At 20.6% G+C, this 19,345-nt stretch carries 20 protein-coding genes, 1 tRNA gene and 1 pseudogene; 3 read left to right on the forward strand and 19 right to left on the reverse strand.

The window, feature by feature from the left end:
- Nucleotides 1–9: 9 nt before the first annotated feature.
- The 7 genes from MJ2HA_RS01650 to MJ2HA_RS01680 form a co-directional block, all read right to left on the reverse strand.
- The gene (locus tag MJ2HA_RS01650) at nucleotides 10–192 is read right to left on the reverse strand and encodes a hypothetical protein (protein WP_258393526.1); all 183 of its coding nucleotides are present in this window, start codon (nucleotides 190–192) and stop codon (nucleotides 10–12) included.
- A gap of 60 nt (nucleotides 193–252) precedes the next feature.
- Nucleotides 253–966: a KEOPS complex kinase/ATPase Bud32 gene (locus MJ2HA_RS01655; protein WP_258393527.1), complete on the reverse strand. Its 714-nt coding sequence runs from the start codon at nucleotides 964–966 to the stop codon at nucleotides 253–255.
- Between the two features lie 130 nt (nucleotides 967–1,096).
- Nucleotides 1,097–1,843, reverse strand: a complete 747-nt coding sequence (locus MJ2HA_RS01660) for a nucleotidyltransferase domain-containing protein (RefSeq protein WP_258393528.1) — start codon at nucleotides 1,841–1,843, stop codon at nucleotides 1,097–1,099.
- Between the two features lie 8 nt (nucleotides 1,844–1,851).
- Complete coding sequence (gene pheS, locus MJ2HA_RS01665) at nucleotides 1,852–3,264, reverse strand: phenylalanine--tRNA ligase subunit alpha (RefSeq protein WP_258393529.1); 1,413 nt, start codon at nucleotides 3,262–3,264, stop codon at nucleotides 1,852–1,854.
- Nucleotides 3,254–4,903, reverse strand: a complete 1,650-nt coding sequence (gene pheT / locus MJ2HA_RS01670) for a phenylalanine--tRNA ligase subunit beta (RefSeq protein ID WP_258393530.1) — start codon at nucleotides 4,901–4,903, stop codon at nucleotides 3,254–3,256. The genes pheS and pheT overlap by 11 nt, the downstream gene beginning before the upstream one ends.
- The gene (locus MJ2HA_RS01675; RefSeq protein ID WP_258393531.1) at nucleotides 4,903–5,163 is read right to left on the reverse strand and encodes a hypothetical protein; all 261 of its coding nucleotides are present in this window, start codon (nucleotides 5,161–5,163) and stop codon (nucleotides 4,903–4,905) included. The genes pheT and MJ2HA_RS01675 overlap by 1 nt, the downstream gene beginning before the upstream one ends.
- A gap of 366 nt (nucleotides 5,164–5,529) precedes the next feature.
- Nucleotides 5,530–6,411, reverse strand: coding sequence for a hypothetical protein (locus MJ2HA_RS01680; RefSeq protein WP_258393532.1), 882 nt, complete (start codon nucleotides 6,409–6,411; stop codon nucleotides 5,530–5,532).
- Between the two features lie 398 nt (nucleotides 6,412–6,809).
- On the opposite strand from MJ2HA_RS01680, the gene MJ2HA_RS01685 reads away from it, so the two are divergent.
- Nucleotides 6,810–7,733 carry a hypothetical protein gene (locus tag MJ2HA_RS01685; protein ID WP_258393533.1) on the forward strand — a complete coding sequence of 308 codons (924 nt, stop codon included), beginning with the start codon at nucleotides 6,810–6,812 and terminating at the stop codon, nucleotides 7,731–7,733.
- Here MJ2HA_RS01685 and MJ2HA_RS01690 read toward each other — a convergent pair.
- A tRNA-Cys gene (locus MJ2HA_RS01690) sits at nucleotides 7,707–7,781 on the reverse strand. The genes MJ2HA_RS01685 and MJ2HA_RS01690 overlap by 27 nt on opposite strands.
- A gap of 70 nt (nucleotides 7,782–7,851) precedes the next feature.
- Between MJ2HA_RS01690 and serS the strand changes: the two genes are divergently transcribed.
- The gene (gene serS / locus MJ2HA_RS01695) at nucleotides 7,852–9,423 is read left to right on the forward strand and encodes a serine--tRNA ligase (RefSeq protein ID WP_258393534.1); all 1,572 of its coding nucleotides are present in this window, start codon (nucleotides 7,852–7,854) and stop codon (nucleotides 9,421–9,423) included.
- Between the two features lie 116 nt (nucleotides 9,424–9,539).
- Here the strand turns inward: serS and MJ2HA_RS01700 are convergent, their stop codons facing one another.
- From MJ2HA_RS01700 to MJ2HA_RS03860, 6 genes and pseudogenes are all read right to left on the reverse strand, one after another.
- On the reverse strand, nucleotides 9,540–9,818 hold the full coding sequence (locus tag MJ2HA_RS01700) for a hypothetical protein (RefSeq protein ID WP_258393535.1): 279 nt from the start codon (nucleotides 9,816–9,818) through the stop codon (nucleotides 9,540–9,542).
- Between the two features lie 73 nt (nucleotides 9,819–9,891).
- Nucleotides 9,892–10,140 (reverse strand): type II toxin-antitoxin system RelE family toxin, encoded by a 249-nt coding sequence (locus tag MJ2HA_RS01705; protein ID WP_258393536.1) that lies wholly within the window; start codon nucleotides 10,138–10,140, stop codon nucleotides 9,892–9,894.
- Nucleotides 10,130–10,768, reverse strand: a complete 639-nt coding sequence (locus MJ2HA_RS01710) for a hypothetical protein (protein ID WP_258393537.1) — start codon at nucleotides 10,766–10,768, stop codon at nucleotides 10,130–10,132. Before MJ2HA_RS01710 ends, MJ2HA_RS01705 begins: the two co-directional genes overlap by 11 nt.
- A gap of 652 nt (nucleotides 10,769–11,420) precedes the next feature.
- Nucleotides 11,421–12,029, reverse strand: coding sequence for an FkbM family methyltransferase (locus MJ2HA_RS01715; protein WP_258393538.1), 609 nt, complete (start codon nucleotides 12,027–12,029; stop codon nucleotides 11,421–11,423).
- Between the two features lie 113 nt (nucleotides 12,030–12,142).
- A complete protein-coding gene (locus MJ2HA_RS01720; protein ID WP_258393539.1) occupies nucleotides 12,143–12,424 on the reverse strand; it encodes a hypothetical protein in 282 nt (93 codons plus the stop codon).
- Between the two features lie 196 nt (nucleotides 12,425–12,620).
- A pseudogene (locus MJ2HA_RS03860) lies at nucleotides 12,621–12,845 on the reverse strand (glycosyltransferase); the annotation flags it as partial.
- Between the two features lie 395 nt (nucleotides 12,846–13,240).
- Between MJ2HA_RS03860 and MJ2HA_RS01725 the strand changes: the two are divergent.
- Complete coding sequence (locus tag MJ2HA_RS01725; RefSeq protein ID WP_258393540.1) at nucleotides 13,241–13,705, forward strand: hypothetical protein; 465 nt, start codon at nucleotides 13,241–13,243, stop codon at nucleotides 13,703–13,705.
- A 231-nt stretch (nucleotides 13,706–13,936) separates the two neighbouring features.
- On the opposite strand, the gene MJ2HA_RS01730 is transcribed toward MJ2HA_RS01725, so the two are convergent.
- The 5 genes from MJ2HA_RS01730 to MJ2HA_RS01750 form a co-directional block, all read right to left on the reverse strand.
- Entirely contained in the window at nucleotides 13,937–14,119 is a 183-nt protein-coding gene (locus tag MJ2HA_RS01730; protein WP_258393541.1) for a hypothetical protein, read from the reverse strand.
- Nucleotides 14,112–14,792 (reverse strand): hypothetical protein, encoded by a 681-nt coding sequence (locus tag MJ2HA_RS01735; RefSeq protein WP_258393542.1) that lies wholly within the window; start codon nucleotides 14,790–14,792, stop codon nucleotides 14,112–14,114. The genes MJ2HA_RS01730 and MJ2HA_RS01735 overlap by 8 nt, the downstream gene beginning before the upstream one ends.
- 243 nt (nucleotides 14,793–15,035) lie before the next feature.
- Entirely contained in the window at nucleotides 15,036–16,667 is a 1,632-nt protein-coding gene (locus MJ2HA_RS01740; RefSeq protein ID WP_258393543.1) for a PEP/pyruvate-binding domain-containing protein, read from the reverse strand.
- 601 nt (nucleotides 16,668–17,268) lie between these two features.
- A complete protein-coding gene (locus MJ2HA_RS01745) occupies nucleotides 17,269–18,030 on the reverse strand; it encodes a glycosyltransferase (protein ID WP_258393544.1) in 762 nt (253 codons plus the stop codon).
- A 22-nt stretch (nucleotides 18,031–18,052) separates the two neighbouring features.
- On the reverse strand, nucleotides 18,053–19,240 hold the full coding sequence (locus MJ2HA_RS01750) for an ATP-binding protein (RefSeq protein ID WP_310737118.1): 1,188 nt from the start codon (nucleotides 19,238–19,240) through the stop codon (nucleotides 18,053–18,055).
- Nucleotides 19,241–19,345 lie beyond the last annotated feature (105 nt).

The raw sequence follows: 19,345 nt of genomic DNA on the forward strand, positions 1-19,345 counted from the left end.
AAATAAATATTAATTAGGCTTTTTATATTTATTTTCAACTTTTTTATAATCTTCCCAGAAATATTCTAAACGATCTATTATTTCTTGTGGTAAACCTTCATAACCGCAATCTAAACATGTCCATCTATTTTCTTTTGCAAATAATGGTACTATATTTTTTGAGTGACATATAGGACATATATATTCTGCCATTAAAAAATAACACTTTTCTTATATTTAAAGAATTACTAAATATTAATGATAATCAATAATTTAAAATAATATTGATTTATATCTTCCCCTTGCTTCTACCTTTTTTAATCTGTCTATTATATCTTTGTATCTATCATTAAAACTTTCTTTATATCCTTCAATAAATTTATTAAAAGAACCATATATTTTCCAATGATTAGATTTAAATATTTCTTTAAATAGATGTATATCTACAGCGAAATCTTCGATTCTTTTAGAAAAAAAACTTAATCCAAAATCTATAAAATATATATTATTATCTTTATAGATCATATTTGCAGTTGTTAAATCACCATGAACAATATTATTTTTGTGCATAATTCCTATACTTTTTCCAATATTATATAATATATTATTATAATCTAATTTTTCTATATATTCTGATAATTTATATCCATCTATATAACTCATTATAATTATTCCAAAATCTTCATCATTATATATTAATTCTGGTACATTTACCTTATTATATAATTTTTCTAATATTTTTATCTCGATTCTTGTTCTATATTTTCTTAATCTATTATCTATAATTTCATTTCTATATTTTTTCTTATATCTATATTTTAATATTATTTTATTTTCTTTATAGTTTATTTCAAATTCTTTATAATCTATATCTAGTTTTTTTAATAAATCTTTATTAAATCTGAATATATAATTATCTTTTTTTTCATTAGTTTCAATCAAATATAATTTTGCTTCTGCTCCATGGCCTATTAATTCATATTTCATTAGAGATATTTTATCTAAAAGTTTTATATTCTAATAGATTTTTATTAATCAATGAATCGATTAAGATTATTATGAAGACAATAAGATAAAATAAGAAATAAAATTCTTAGAAAATTAAAAAATAATAAAATTATAACTTTTCAATCATTTCTTTAAAGTCTATATATTTATTTAATAATTTATTAAAATTATCTAAATCTATTTTATCTATATCTTTGTGTTCTAGTCTTTTCATTGTATCATATATTTCTCTAAAATATTCAACTATATCTTTTTTTATTTTTTTATTTTTCTTCAATTCTTCTAGTTTCTCTACAATATCTTCTGGACTATATACATTTATCTTGTTTTTAATTAAATAATATTGAATTAAATATATTACAGAATTATATAAGCTTTCGAATGATTTATTTATTAAAAAATACGAATAATTATATAATTCTTGTGATTTATTTCTCATAGTTTCTAGATATTCTGGAGAAGTTTTTATCATACCATTTTCTAGCATTCTTTTTAATGAACCATATATACCGGAACTATCAAAAATAACATTACTTTTTCTTAATATATCTAGTATTAATGGATCTCCATTTAATATCATATTCCAAAATTTTGTTAATGTTAATGTTGTAGGGTGTATTTTTTTATATTCTTCTTTGGATAATATTTTATTTAAATTATCGAAATAGAATGGAATGCTAATATTCAGATCATTCGCATATATATCATCTATCAATATTAATATATCTATATCTGATTTTTTATTTTCTTTGTTTTGAGCATAAGAACCGAATAAGGCAATTGTTTTTACTAAACCATCTACCTTTTCTATTAAATCTTTTGAAAAATTTATTATTATATTATTTATATCTTCCATATAATATATTATTCTTGTAGACTTTTAATATTCTTTGTATGCAATTCTCTTATATCATTTATATTTAGATATAGCATTGCTAGTCTATCTATACCTAAACCCCATGCTAATACAGGATAATCTATATTATATTGTCTTAATAATTCTTCTCTAAATACCCCTGCACCACCTATTTCTATTAATCCTAATTTAGGATGCTCTGCATATACTTCTACAGAAGGTTCTGTAAATGGAAAATATGCCGGATAGAATTTTACATTTTTTGCTTTTATTATATTTATAACTAAATCTCCTATTATTCCCAATAATTCTATAAAATTTATATTATCATTCAATACTATACCTTCTAATTGATTGAATTCTATAAAATGTTTTGCATCTATAGTATCATATCTAAATACTTTATTTATTAGAAAATATTTTCCAGGTTTTTCAGGATTTAATAATGTTCTTGCAGATATTGCAGTATTATGAGATATCAACATTGGTTTTTTTGCTATATCATTATTAAAATTTTTAAAGTATTTAATTTGTGTATTTTTTACTTTTTCAAATAAATCTTTTGGAAAATCTTCTATATTATTTATATTTTTAATATAAAAAGCATCCATAATTGATATATCACCTGCTGGATGATCTTGAGGAATAAATAATGTATCTATATTCCAAAAATGAGATAGTATTAAATCATAATTATCCATCTCTTTAAAACCCATTGATATTAATTCATACCTTATATTATCTAAAAATTCCAAATATTTATTATATCTTCCAATATTTTCAGGTTTTACTTTAATATTAATATCATATGGCCTAAATTTTTTATTTTTATATAATTTTTTATCAAATACTTCTTTATTATATTCTTCTATATAATTTTCAGGATTAAAGTCTCTTATTTCTTTTAAACCATTTTCATTTATTTTTGCATAATAAAATATATCATCTTTTTCTTCTATTATACCTTTTCTATTCTTAAATTTATTTATTATTTCTTCACTATAATTTCTATTTTTAATATCTATTAAATATTTGTCATCGGTCCCAATATCTTTTATAAATATAATTTTATTATTTTCTATTTTTATACAATTATTTTTCCTTAAAAATCCTATCGAATATGAAAATTCATTATTATCTAATAATTTTTTAGCCTCATCCATAGATATTTCTTTTTTATCTTTTAATATATCTAGTAGTCTTCTTTCTGGTAACTTAATATTGATATATTTTTCCCCTAGTTCGGTTAATACATATCTTTTTATTCTTTTTTCTTCTAAATCAATTAAATTTTTTTCTTTTAAGAATCCTAAAGCTCTTAAAACCTTATATTTATCTTCATTTAATTCTTTAGAAATTTCATTCAATTCTTTTTTATCATTTAATAATTTTAATATTTTATATTCGAATTCAGATATCATAATTTATATATTTTATTAATTTTGATAAGTTTATTTCAAAACCTGATAATGGATACTTTATATCTATATTATCCAATACTTCAGGATTTATATCACCTATCCATCCAATTATTTCATTATTTACAAGAATATTTCCTTGTCTACCTTCTATCAGGAATTTATAATTAGAAATATTCATATCGAATTTTATATTTAATTCATTAAATAATCTTTCTAAAACACTTTTGGAATCATTTATAGATACTTTATAATTAGAATATATATATAATAATGAATCTTCTTGATATAATCTATCCTTTAAATATGCTATCTTTCCAACTTCAAATATTTTTGCAGGAAATTTTATCTCTTTTGATTCTTGTAATAATTGTAAAAAGGATGTTAATAATGATAATCTAATTGAATTATAATTATTAGATACGGGATTAATTATTTCTAATATATCTTTATCTTCTTTTAAAATATTGTTTATATCATATGAAGATAATATGGGAGTATAAATTTCTATACAATTCATACTAACCATTAATTTTCTTATTAAATTTTGGAATTTTCTATTCTTATTTAATTCTCCTTTAGTATATATACTTAATTTTTTTGGTTTTAAATTATTATATCCATAAGAAATTAATATTTCTTCTATAATATCATATTCTGATAATAAATCGTCTCTATAATTTAGATATCTTATCTTTAATCTATCATTATTTATAGAAGACTCAATTCTTTTCTTTAATAAATAATTTATAATCTCTTCGTCTTTTAAATCTAAACCTAAATGTTTTTTTATTTTATTATAATCAAATTCTTTTTCTATTATTTTTATCTGTGGACTTATTATTTCTTTATTATCATATTTTATTTTTACAGAATATATTTCTCCTCCCCATTCATATAATGTTAATAATATTATATTTAATGCTATAATCATTTTTTCTAAATCAGTACCTGATATATCTATAAATATATTTCTTGTATTGTTATCTAATTTACCTATCTTATTTGAATTAATAATTGGAGGCATTGATATAATATTATTATTGTTATCGATTAATATGGGATATTTATTATTTATTATATATCCATATTTTTTACCTACTTCTGTATTATTAATAATTTCTTTTAGTGATAATTCCTTATCATATCCTAATGGTATGAATTTTATATTTTCATCTGCTAATTTGTAATAAATAGGAAAATTAATTAAATCAAAATTGTGGGTTCCAATTGCAATTTTTTGTCTATTTCTTCCATAAGATTGTGATATTTTTTCTTGTAATTGTATTAAATCTTTCAATCTATCATCATTTAAATTTACATTTTTTACTATAGCAGCTACTATATATGGTCTTATATCTTTTAGGTCTCTATCTACTATAATTTGATAATCAGAATCATTTATTTTTATATTAGGTATGCCTTTTTCTATATCTAATATACCCTTTAATTCTCTAGCTATACCTGTATATGTATATAAATCAGGTCTATTAAAATCTTTTATTTCTATCTTAGCATAATCATTATTTATATCATCTAATTCACATTTTATATTTAATAAATATTGTTCCAAATCTTCTTTAGACAAAAAGAGATTTAAGGATTTATATAGTTCTTTTAGCGATATATCTATTGTAGCCATTAAACTTCTATACCTAATTTCTTTAAAATTTCTTGTTCTTTATTTTTATTTCTTATATCCTTCTTAGAAATGCCTCTATATCTAGCACATGCAGGACAGATATATATCTTCATCGGGCTAGAAATAATCATACTTGGAGCCTGATCTCCAGTAATATCTGGTTTTAATCTAGCAGATATAGATAATTTTATTGCCTTATCCATCCTCGTCATTTTTCCACAATAATAACAAGAAGTATACTGATATTTTTTATCTTTCATGCTCTTATCATTTTATAATTATATATTATCTTAGCCATAGCTTTATATTATATAAGTAATATTTTTTAATTTTATACCGTAAAATCTCGGTTTATTTTATAAATCTTTTAAAATATTGTTATATTTTATAATGAAACTTTAAGGTAATTAAAAATCAAAAAGATATAAATTTTAAATGATTTAGAATTAATGGTTGTAAAATATTATTAATGTCATTTATTTTAGATTCTATCAAACATTAATGAGCTAATAAGTATTATCTTCAATATTATATAATAAAAAATTCTATATATAGAAAATAAGATAATATAAAAAAGAATAGTCCGAATTTTGTTTATAATTTTAAAAATAGAATGAGAAAAGTTATTATAATTTTCCTTCTAATACTGGTTTTATAATTTTTGTATAGAATAAATCAACTTTTTCTCCTATCTCTATTACATTTTTTCTTGTTTCTTCTCCTTTTATTATCTCTAATTTTTCTAATATATTTATATATGGTTTAAAAGTAGATTCAAGATCGATATTGAGAGGACGGTTTTTTGGAATATAATATATATTATTAAGTATTATATATTCTAATAATTTATAAAAATCATTAATGTTAACATGCCTCTTGGCAATCTCTTTTATTCTATAGGCAGACAAAGATCCTGTCTCTATTTCTCTATATACTTCTTTTGCTTTTTCCAAGTCTATAATATATATCTTATATTCATTTACATAATCATAATAATTTATAAATCCCTTTTCCTTTAATAGTTTTAAAATTTCATCTATAGTATTTTTTGAGATATTGTATTCTTTTTTTAATTTATTTGGAATCTCTTCCCGAGTAAGTTTAATATTTTTATTTTCATATAAAAATTTTACTACTATCATAATATGATAGAAGGTATTTTTATCTAATATTTTATCATCATACATATAAAGTTCAAATAAATTATAGAGGAAGTTACTTATTATATTTTGATACTTATTTATATCTTCTTTAATATAGTATTTACCTTCTTCTTCCGAAACTAAACCAAATTTTTCTAGTCTTGATATATATGATCTATAAACTATTTTATCCAATGCTGCTAGTTTTAGATCATCATTTTGTAGTTTTTTAATGTATTCTTGAGTTGCTTTTTGCATTGTTTCTAATGTATGCGCTCCTGCCTCCAGAGAGAAGACCAGATTTACAAAAAAATGATCCCTAGCAATCTGTAAGATCTTATCTAGAGTTTCAGAATAGGGACGCATTATTTTTCTTTTTATAGTAAATTTTTAATTTTATAGAGTATGTGTGAAGATCCGTTCTATAACAAGGATAGTTCAATTACTATATATAGAATTTAGTTCATGTATGAACAAAAAATTTTTAGACAGTTTTTTATATATTCTATTCTTATATATTTTTAATAATAAATTTAAGATATATATAATATCTTTTTAATTTGTTATAATATTATTACCTTTTTTAGATTTTATTAATAAAGATAAAACCCTGATCAATAGTTCCAAATATATCCGTATTCATAATAGATTTTCAAAATCTAGATAATATTTAATTAAATTATGTATAATTATATATAAGATCATATTTATAATTACTACTATTATATAAATAATTTAAAAAAATATACTAGATATAAAGATTAATGAATGATAAAGAGGATGATAGAGTATATATATCAAAAGCATATGCTATAGTTAGAGATTCATTTACTAAAGCAGGTTTAGATCTATTATTGGATAGAGCAGATAGTATTTTTGATGGTTTAGAGTTATTAGATTCAAATAAAATGATTATTGATGGGTTATCAAATATATTGGAAGGAAAAGAAGATGGTGGAGAATTATTGGTAGAAGGCTTGAGTCTTTCTGAAATAGGCAACGTGTCCTATTATCTTGTAAAAAGTTATGAAAAATTAAATAGAAAATTTGATAAGAATGCTTTTTTAACTTTATATGAAGGTTTTTCTTTTTTTCTATCATATATATCTTCTTATATAGTTCCTAATGAAGAATTATCTTTTGAAAAATTAGTTGACATGACACTTTTTACAAGTTATAGTTCAGAAACGCTATCATCATATTTATTAAGTAGATATATATTGAATGAAAGATATAAATCAAAACTATTAGAAAAGGATATATTGGATGCTCGTATAAATAGTACAAAAATAACTTGGATATTCAAGAGATTCGCGACAACATATTATAAATCGAATGATGATATAAAGGATATAAGACAGATTTTTAATGCCTTAAGTGATATGTCTATACTTAACATACCTATACTTCTTATAAGTTCATTTTTTGAAAAGAACAATGTAAAGATTTCAGAAGACTTTCCATATTTTGCAAATTATTTAGCAGGAATCTCTTTAGGATATATAAAAGATGGAGAGAAATATATTTCAGATTTAATTAATTTATATAAAGAATTTAATAAAGATGATATTGAAATGAATTATATAAGATATGCAAAAATATTATACGAAATTTTTGAAAATCCTGAAATAAAAGGAAATAAATATATAAGAAATTTGATGAGCCGCGGAGGGGACTCGAACCCCTGATAAAGAGGGTCTGCAGCCCTCCCCCTTGGGCCGCTCGGGCACCGCGGCATATTAAAAAAATTAAATATAAACTTTAAAAAAGGATAAATTTATTAATATATAATGGTATATCGGTCAAATGGGGTTTCCAATTGATTTAAATTTTTTAAGAGAAAATAAAGAATTATATAGGGAAGTATTTAGAAAAAGAGGCTTAGATGAAAGCAAAGTAGATATAGCAATAGAATTAGATAATAAAAGGAAAGAATTGCAAAGGGATGTCGATAAATTAAAAAATAAGAAAAATATATTATCAAAGTTGTATGGTTTTGCATTAAGATATTTAAATAATAATATATCAAAAGAAGATTTTATTAAAAACGCAATAAATTTAGGATATGATATACACGAAGGAAATATAGATAGAGAATTTTTAAACAAATTGCAAGAAGATATAAAAAATATAGATGTAGATATAAGTAAATTAGAAGAAACCTATAAAAATACAGAAGATAATTTAATAGATTTATTATGGTCCTTTCCAAATATATTATCTTCAGAAGTACCTATAGGTGATGAGTCTTTAAATACTCCAATAAGATTTTGGGGAGTTCCTAGAGTATATGATATAGATTTATTTAAAGAACAAACTGAAAAATTTGGATGGAAGATAATTGAATTAAATGAATTAGCAGAAAGATATATTAAAAATAAAGAATTATTAAATGAAATAAATAAAATATTAGAAGATAAGGAAGATTTTAAAGAAATTAGTTTTAATGATATAATAGATTTTGAAAAATTAAATCAAGATAAAATAGTAGTATATAAAAAAATAGATCATGAATTAAAACATCAATATGATATATTAAGAGATTTTAATTTAGCAGATACTGATATTGCAGGTGAAGTTGCAGGATCAAGATTTTACTATGAGTTTAATATATTATCATTATTAGATTTAGCATTAAGCATGGAAGGAATAAAATATATGATAAATAAAGGATATAAATTTACTATACCGCCATACATGTTAAAAAGAGATGTATTAGATGGTATTATTACTTTGGATGATTTTGCAGATATGATGTATAAAATTGATGGAGAAGATTTATATTTAATAGGTACAGCAGAGCATCCTATAACTGCATTATATTATAATACAATAATTGAAGAAAAAGATTTACCGATAAAAATTATAGGTTGGAGTCCATGTTTTAGAAAAGAAGCAGGTTCACATGGAAAAGATACAAAAGGATTATTTAGATTACATCAATTTCATAAAGTAGAACAATATATATTTTGTAAACCAGAAGATTCAGAAAAATATCATCAAGAATTAATAAATAATTCTGAAGAATTCTTTGAAAAATTAAATATACCATATAGAAGAATTATTATAGCTTCTAAAGATATGGGAAAAAGAAATTATAAACAATATGATATAGAAGGATGGTTCCCTGGACAGCAAAAATATAGAGAACTAGTATCCGGATCTAATGTTACAGATTGGCAATCTAGAAGATCCAATATAAGATATCGAAAAAAAGATAATGATCTAGATTATGTACATACATTAAATTGTACATTGACTGCATTACAAAGAACAATAACATGCATATTAGAAAATAATTATGATTATAAGAATAATAGAATATTAATACCAAAATTACTACAAAGCTATGTAGAAAAAGAATTTATAACTAAATAAAAACTTTTCTTATAATTATTTTTAGAACATAAAATTTTAATAAATCTTCCAAATTTTTTATAAAGTTATTAACGAAGGAGGATCTTAATACCTTATAAATATATTATGATAGTTTATTACCTTGGGAATATTATAGGAATAATGGAAATATAAAGATAATGATAAAATATTTTATCTACACAATACAAGCTTAATAAAAAATATGAAAGCGTTTGGGTTATATTTGTTGTTAAATTTGTTACATTAGTTACCGTTGGTGGTGTTGCTTTAGTTACATTTGTAGTTGTAACTGTTGATATATTAGTGGTGTTTGTTGATGAATATTGAACAGAAAATGCATATGCTCCTGGTATGAATGGTAGTAACCTATTTAATATATTTCTATTAATATTCATAAAAAATATTAAAAAAAATTATTTATACATTTTTCCCCTATGACCTATATTAATTATATTTATTACCTTATTTTTAATAATCAATATCTAGTATAATTCTAAAGTCTCCTATTCTTAACCTACATAATTCTAATTCAAAACTTTTTAGTTTTAGTTTCTTTATATCAAATATTTTATATAAGTTTCTTTCTCCTTTATTTAAATATTCCAATATTTCTTTTAATTTTTCATTTAATCTTCCCTTTATTTGTTTATTATTAGAATCATTTAAAAATTTATTTACATCTTCTTTAAAATATATTCTCCATTTATTATAATTCATATTCTACAAATTTCATATTCTTTAAATCCTCCTTTTTTAATATTTCTTCTATTTCCCTTTCTTCCTTATCAGATACATAATCAATTAAATCATCATATAGATACCATAAAGATAAATCTGTTTCATTTAATAGATCTTTAATATATTGATCATATTTTAATACTCTTTCTTTATTTTTCTTATATAACAAATACAATATCATAATTTCTAATTGTTTATCTATTAATATCTTTTGTAATTCTGGTTTTTCAAAGAATTTTTTAATATATTCTTGTAATCCAAATTTTTCTAAATAATCATACTTTAATAGATCTATATCAAATATTATTTTTAGCATATCTCTTTCCAATTTATCTTGAATATTTGGTAATATTTTATCATATTTATTTTCTATCATTTTTCTATCTATATTTAAAATAGTAATTTTTGTTTTTAATATTATTGTAAGAAAGATAATTAAGAAAAAATATAAATTATTTTTTATAGCATCTATTAGATTTTCTTTTTTTAACAAATTTTCTAAAAACTGATCTAATATATCTTTATTTTCTATTTCTGATAAAATATCCACTAATATAAAACTAAAAGAACTAGGAAGATTGTCTTTTACTATTACAGTTTCTGTCATTATTATATATATTTTTATAAATCAATATAAATTTTGATTTAATTTATTAATTTATTTTATTAAATATTAAAAATATATGAATATTATTATTATACGGGATAATAGTTATATATACTATTTGAAATAGTTAATAAGTTGTTACGATTATATATTCATTAGAAGTTAATTAATCATGCTGGAAAAATATAGTAGAAATACTGGTTAATGAATTTATATAATCCATAATTATATATTAGAATAATTTATACTTGTGTACTGATATAAATTGTAGCGCTATTAGGATGGGATAGAATTGCATATTTATATAATATCATTTTTCTGAAAATATCATTATACGGTCTTTTATTCTTATAGTTTCTACAATAGTATTTAGATATTTATAAATGGTCTTGTAACTCCACTAAGAGGAGAATTCTCTTGTAATATATAAAAGAATATTTTTACCATTTTAATAAAAATAATATACTCCTAAATACCATTCTTTTCCTTTATCAATTCTTTTTACTTTATATCCATTTCTTAAGAATTTAGATATAATTAATTGAGGAGAACCATGTATTTCAATTACATATTCTTTTGAATATTTTAATACATTATCTGGTAAACATAATAAAGAATACTCACATCCCTCACAATCTATTTTTGTTACAAATTATCCTTCTTTATTATATATTTCTTCAAATACATCTTTTATTGATATTGTTTCTATTTTTTCATTACCAATTTCCAATCCTGTTGATCCATAACTTAAATTAATATAATTTTCTCCTTTATTACAATCTATTCCTTTATTTATTGGTATAATTTTATCTTTTAAATTATTTAATTCTATATTTTTTATCAATATATTATATGTTTCCTTTACTGCTTCATATGTATATACTTTCTTTGCTCCTCTTCTAATAAAATATATTGCGCTATCTCCCACATATGCTCCTATATCTAATACTACTTTATCTTGAACATTTAAGATATCATAATCAAATAGCTGTTTAATTAATAGTATCACAAGTCTATTTTTAATATAAAATTTTCCCAAGTTTTTTATATTAACTATATATTCGTCTGGAGAAATTATTTTTTCAATATCTTTGAATGAGATATATTCTTTCATAAAATAATAAAAGGTTCCTTTATATAGATTTATATTTTTCACTTTAATATAATCCCTCTTAAGTATAGCTACATTTAAAAAAAGCTTCAATCCTAATATGGGATGTCTTAGCGAATATTTTACGAAATCAATATAATCTTCAATCATCATAAGAAAAAATAATAAAAAAATTTTTAACTATTTTTATTAATACAACAATAAGTAACTTAAAAAATATTATTTAATTCTTCCAATAAAATATCCAATACCTTACAATATCATTAAATATAACTTTTAATTATTAATTTAGGATATTTCCAATTAGCTTTTCTAAAACTCTGTCTCTTTTTTATTAAATTTAAATATTCATTAACCTTTTCTTTATATCTTTTATCTTTTTCTAATTCTTTAAATTCATTTAAAAACTCTTTTGTATTTGTTCCATATTTATAATTTTTTACTCCGATAATAGAATCTATTTCTTTATGATATAATGCATCATAAATTATCCCAACATTTTTTGATATCTTTAATATTTCATAAAACAATATAGCATCATCCAAAGCTCATACATTTTTCATTACTTTTATTGGGATATTATTATATGCTTTTTCCAATATTTCTCTTTTAAATACTCTTGGGCAACTGCAATTTTACATGGATCTTTATAGCCATTAAATAATATATGCAATAACTTTCTATCAGAATCAAATAATTTTTCAGTAAATGTTTTTGGATTATAACTTTTTTCTTCTAATATTAAATAATCATGTTTTTTATATTATCTAAAATATCATCAAATAAATTATCTCTTATTATTATTTGATCTGAATCTAAAAATAAAATTATATCTCTAGAACTATTTTTAAATCGAATATATCTTGCATAAAATGGTTTTCCATTATCTTGTATAATTTTTGCATTACATTCTTTTGCAATTTCTATTGTTTTATCTTTGGAATATCCATCTACGATTATTATTTCATAATTATTATATCTTCAGAATTTAATGTTGGTATAATAACTGATATTAAAGGGCCATTATTCATACCTATATTAAGTTTGTAAGAATTATAAGGATATAATATTATATACGCTAAAGGACATTAAAAAATTTTTAACGTTCTATATAATATATAACTTTATAGATAATATATTCCCATAATATAATGCACACTAGAAAACAATATATTGTACAAGTGTTGTAAGTTATGAGTGTAATAAGTATAATGTATGATTTGTATCCCTCAATGAAGAAATTAAATAACTTTATATAATATTTTTATTTAAATTTATTTAACAAATTTATATAATGTTATATAATTGTCTACACATATTTAAAGTGAAGATTTATAAATAAACAAAATCAAAATTCATTTATGAAAATAGAAAAGCTATTGGAAGAATATAAAGGAGATAATATTTTTGAAAAAATATCAAAATATTGGTTTGATTTAATTAAACATATTGATGATAAAAAGGTGATTGTTTTTGATGAAAAAACAATAACAATTTATATACAAGATAAAAATGAATTCATGAATTTATGGTCTTGGTTAATTAATGGTCCATGTTTGGTTTTGCAAGATGTACATGGATTATTATTTAGTAAAGATATTTGGGAATTTAGAATATTCTATAATTTTACAGATTTATTAGATTTAAATACTGATAGAATTATATTCGTCAAGTTTTCAAATAATTCAAAATTAAATTTAAATCAAGATCTAGAAATTATAAATAAAGTAGAAGAACAATTTGCAATAAGAAATATTAAATGGGAAGGAACATATATACCTGTAGAAAATCAAGATTATATAGAAAAAATATATGCATTATTTTAATTCAATAATATTTGACTCATTCATATAGTTATTACTATTAAGATCTCCATTTAATATAATAATTTTTTCAATAAAATCCATAGTTTTCGGAATTCTTTCCTCATCATCTTCTTCTCTGGATCTTTCAGCCTTTTTATTACTAATTATTTCTATATATTTGTATCATAACTAATTAATTCAAACATATTAAAAAAGTCTTTCAAGAATACTTCATAAACTTCTTTTATATTTTTATCTGGGATAAAATTCCTTATATTCTCCTTTATTAAATAAAACATGTAAAGATTCTTCAAGACCAAATAAACTTGTATACGAATCTTTTTTCTTCGGATAATATTTATTATTTTTTAGTTTATCATTATTATATAAAAATATAATAATAGTTGACGTATCATAATATATTTTATCATTCATTTTTTATTTCTTCTAATGTATTTAAAACTTCAATTAATTCATCTGTAGACAATTCTCTAGTATGTGGTTTATATCCAATTATTTCATTAACACTCTTCGCTAAATGATTTATAAATTCAAAATATTTTACAAAGAATTTTTCATCTTTTTTATATAAAGAGTTATACAATAATGATATTGCAAAATATGGTTCTATCCCAACTTTTAATCCTAGGAAAAATAATTCTTTTTCATCTTTATCTTCTATATTTATTTCTTTTGTATTCAATACTCTATAAAATAAATCAATGTTTATATCTAAAGAAATCTTCGCTAAATATGGTATTAAATTCTCTTTAATTCTTATTATATCTAATTCGTCAATAACAATTGTATTGTCTTCTTTGTGATATTTTAGAATATAAGTTATTTCTTTCTCGCTAGATATTATTTTTTCATCTATTTTTTCAACTTTAACTATCTTATCTTTATATTTTCTGTAAACTCTATTTGCTATTTTTCTAAAATAATTGTCATCAGTAATTATTTTATAACTTACATTATATATTTTATCTAAGTTTTCTGGAAATCTATCTTTAACTCCTAATTTTCTTACTAGATAATCAATATCTTTAATGTTAGATATATTTATAGTTATTTCACCAGTTCCTGATGCAAAAATGTGATTAGACAACAATAAACCATTATTTAGTATATTGACATTTTCTATATAATAATAATGTTTTTTAACCTAATAAGTGAGTAAGTGGAAAATTTATAAAGTATATAAAACATATAATTACCTATAACAGCTTATTCATTTTTAAATATAAAAAGACTTTTAAAATAGCAAATTTTATTAAAAATACATTGTAATCATTACATATTTTAAAGATCCAGAAACATTATATTGGATCTATCTTATTATTATAAATATTCAATATAATTTATCAACATCAATTAATAATACTAAATCAGATGTATAATATTTTTTATCTATACCTTTTTTCCTATACTTTTTATATATTTCATCTAGTAAATCATATATTTTAATTAACTCTGGTATGGTATATTTTTCTGTTTCTTTAACAAATTCCAAAAATTCTTTATTGTTCACAAATTTTTGCCCGTATTCGGATATAATAATATTACTATGTATCCTAATGAAAGCATAAGTTTTTTGCGCATAATATAAATCTTTACTTTTTTCAGCAATTTTATAATATCCTTTTATTTTTTCTTCTAATTCTTTATATAAATTCTTTATTCCACTAATATCATTATTGTCTACTAATCCTATTGCCTTTTCATAATAATTTTTAACCTCAGAATCTATTAAAGATAGTTCTTTTATAACTGAGTAAGTATGCCAAGTATCTACTCCTCCGTCTACCAAAGGATCTTCAGATATTTTTGTTAATTTATCAATTCCTCTTTCATCTCTATAAAATAAGATCCTATAAGAATCTTTAGGATAAATTAAAAAAGCATATTTATCTATAATAACCAAATCTAACTTTCTTGGATTATATACTTCAATATTTTTGTTTATCTTTGGTAATTCAAAACCTTTCCTTTCCAAAAATCCTATTTCTCCAGTTTCTCCATTAATTTCTATTAATTCGCCTTCTTTAAATATGTTATTTGATATTCCAACAATTGCTGGAACATTATATTCTCTCGCATGAATCGCTACATGTGATAATAAACTTCCTAATTCTATTATTATCCCACCAAATTTATTAATTAAATATATATCATCATATGCTAACTCATCTGTTACTAATATTTTATCTTTTCCAATATTATTATAGTCAAATGTTACTCTCCCAATTATCTTTCCATAAGAAACTCCAATACCATATGTACTTGCTTTACTTATATTTATTTTTCTTGTTAATGGCCTTATTTGTAATAAATAGAAATCTCCTTTATATAATACAAATTCTGCATCATATGGATGATATATTTTTCTCAATATTTTATCAATTTCTCTTATTTTATTTATTTCATAATCAAATAATATTTTCCAATTTCTATCATTATAATATATATAACTGTCTGGATAAATTATGTAAAGATCTCTTATTTTTGCTCTACCAGATGTTATACCTGTAGGATCATTTACTGTTACTTCTATTATAATTTTATCATTGAATCCAAAAATTACTCCAAATTTTCCTTTTGTAAATTGTTCCTGTATTAATATATTCATCTTTACATCTCTTATTCCGAATTTTTCAGCATTTTTTGAAGAATTTAATATTCTTTCTATTGCATTTTTCATATCTTCTCTATTATATATATTTAATATAGATTCGAATACACCTGCTAAAGATAAGTCTTTCAAATCCTCTAAATTTGCAGAACTTCTAAATATTAATGGTCTACGATAATCTTTTAATTTATTTTCTAATTCGTTCAATATATCTTCAATATTATATTTTTTAATTGAATCATAAGGTAGGACAATGGATTTTGGAACATTTATTCCCATTTTTTTTGCTTTATATAAATTTGCAGCTTTATTTCCTACAGTATTTGAATCCTCAGATAATTCTATTATCATATCTAAACTATTAATTATTCTATATTTTTAAATATATGATAAATTTCAATGTAAAATTTAGATCAATTATTTAAATCCCTCTAAATATAAATCAATTATTTTCTTAAATTTTAATGCACTTTTATCCCAAGAGAAATTTTTATAATATTCAATTGCATTTTTACTCATTTTAATAAATAATTCATTATTTGTCAATAATTCAATAATTTTATTTGGCTTAATTCTTTTATATTATTATTTTCAACTAAAAAATTGATAATTATTTTTTATAGAATCTCTTAATCCTCTTACATTATAAACCAACAGAAACACAACCATTATGTATTTCCCTCAATAATACTTATTTCCCATCCTTCAACAACAGATGTCATAATAACAATTTTTGGTTTATATTTAAATAATTTAAATATTGAAAATAAAGATATTAAAGTTGGTAAATAATCTTATTCCAACTCTTAGTATTTTAATATTTTCCAAATCTTCAAAATTATTTAAGTTTTTATTCTTTGATGTAAAAAATAATATTTTATTATATTAAAAATATATGTTTCTGCACCATCAGATCTTCTATGTTTTTTATCTCTCCAATTATATATAAATATCATTTTACTTTTGAATATATTTTTCCTTCAGCAGGTTTTAATTTATTTAACATAAATCTAAATGGAGAATAATAAATTCTTATTTTAGTTAAAGAAAAGAACATTGCAGAAATATTTTTTAATAATTTTTTAATAAATATAGATTCTTCATCATATTTCCAATATACATATATTTTATTAATTGAAGATCTATGATAAAATGCATCTACAAACATATTACTATCATATGCAAAGCCTGTTATAATTGAATTATTTACAAAATAATATGCAGTTCTATAATTAAATCCTTTATACCCACTTTGTATATCATCGATCAATAATGTTTCTGGTAATAAAATCCAATTTAATAAAACGTATATCTTTGATAATATTTTTCTATACAATGGATAATTTTTAATTAATCTTTTTGTATAAACAAAATCGTATTTATTTAATTTTTCTCTTATTTTTTTAATTCCTAAATAATCTATCGAAGCATCAGCATCAGATAAAATAAAATATTTGTATTTATTTTTTAATCCCCATTTTATCCCCTCAATTATTGCTCCACCTTTTCCCAATTTATTTTCAAATTTTAATAAATGTATATTTTTATATTTTTTTGAATATTCTAGAACAATTTTATCTGTATTATCATTTCCATCAAATACTACCAATATATGAAAACCTGTTTTTATATATTTATCCAAACACTTTGATATTCTCTTTTCCTCATTATATGCGGGAATAATTATTAAAGTACTAGAATCGTCAAAATCCATTATATTATTTATAAGTTTTATTTTATAAATGGTAACCAAATATACCTTCTAAACCATAATATAATAAGTCTAGGTAATTCACTAGATTAATATTATCTATTTTAGTACTTTCTCCTAAATAAATTACATAGTCATTTTTTATATTATATTTATTTAGAAAATATTTCAAATTTTTAATATCATTATCCTTTATATTATTTTTATATTTTATTTCAATAGGTATTATGTTATTTTCTTTCAGTAAAATACAATCAATTTCTTTATTATTTTTTCTCCAATAATATTGACAATCTAAATAATTTATTATTTTTGTTTCAAATGATATACTTTCATCAACATTAAATAAGGATAAAGATAAACTAACATCATATGGATAAACTTTCCTTAACTTTCTACTTGATGATAAAGTTGATGGTCTAAAATTTTTCAATATTTTAATTAATTTTGAAAATTCTAATATTTTTATATATTTTTCTAATGTTTTCTTACTCATATTTAAATCTCCCGATAAATTATCCAAATTTAATATCATACCAGGTTTTGATAAAAATAAATATAATAATTTTTCCAAATTATTTATATCAATATTTCCAAATATGTCTAAAATATCTCCTTTAATAATTTTTGAAATTATTATTTCTTTTATATATTGTCTGGAATCTTCTATATTAAAATTAACAATTTCTGGAAATGGTTTATATAAATAATTATTGAATTCTAATTCTAAATTTCTTTTTTCTAAATTATAATTTTCCAATATTTTATTATTTTTTAATTCATAATATTCTTTTATATTTAATACTGGTAATTCAAAAATAAAATATCTACCTGCTAAATTTTCTATTGCATTCTTTTCTATTAATAAACTTGAAGAACCTGATAAAAATATTTTTATATTTGTAAAATTATCATAAATAAATTTAATCTTTGAACTCCAATCTTTTAATTTTTGTATTTCATCAAGAAAAATATATATTTTTTCTTTCCTCCAATCAATATTTGTAATCTTTGTATATATATCTAATAATTCATATAGTTCAATATCCTTATATTCATCAAATGAAAGATATAAAATTCTTTTTGGATCAATATTTTTATTCAATAAATAATCTATTATTTGAAATATTGATGTTGTCTTTCCAACTCTCCTTAATCCAGTTATAATTATTATTTGTCTATAATCTATGTATTTTATTATATTATTAAATATCTATCTTTTATATTCCTTCTTTTTATCAGGTCTTACATACTTATATAACCACCATTCATTTATATCTATTAATTTTTTATCTATCATATTAGTATATTATAGGAA

The organism is Nanobdella aerobiophila (assembly GCF_023169545.1).
In the GTDB taxonomy this organism is placed as follows: Archaea; Nanobdellota; Nanobdellia; order Nanobdellales; family Nanobdellaceae; genus Nanobdella; species Nanobdella aerobiophila.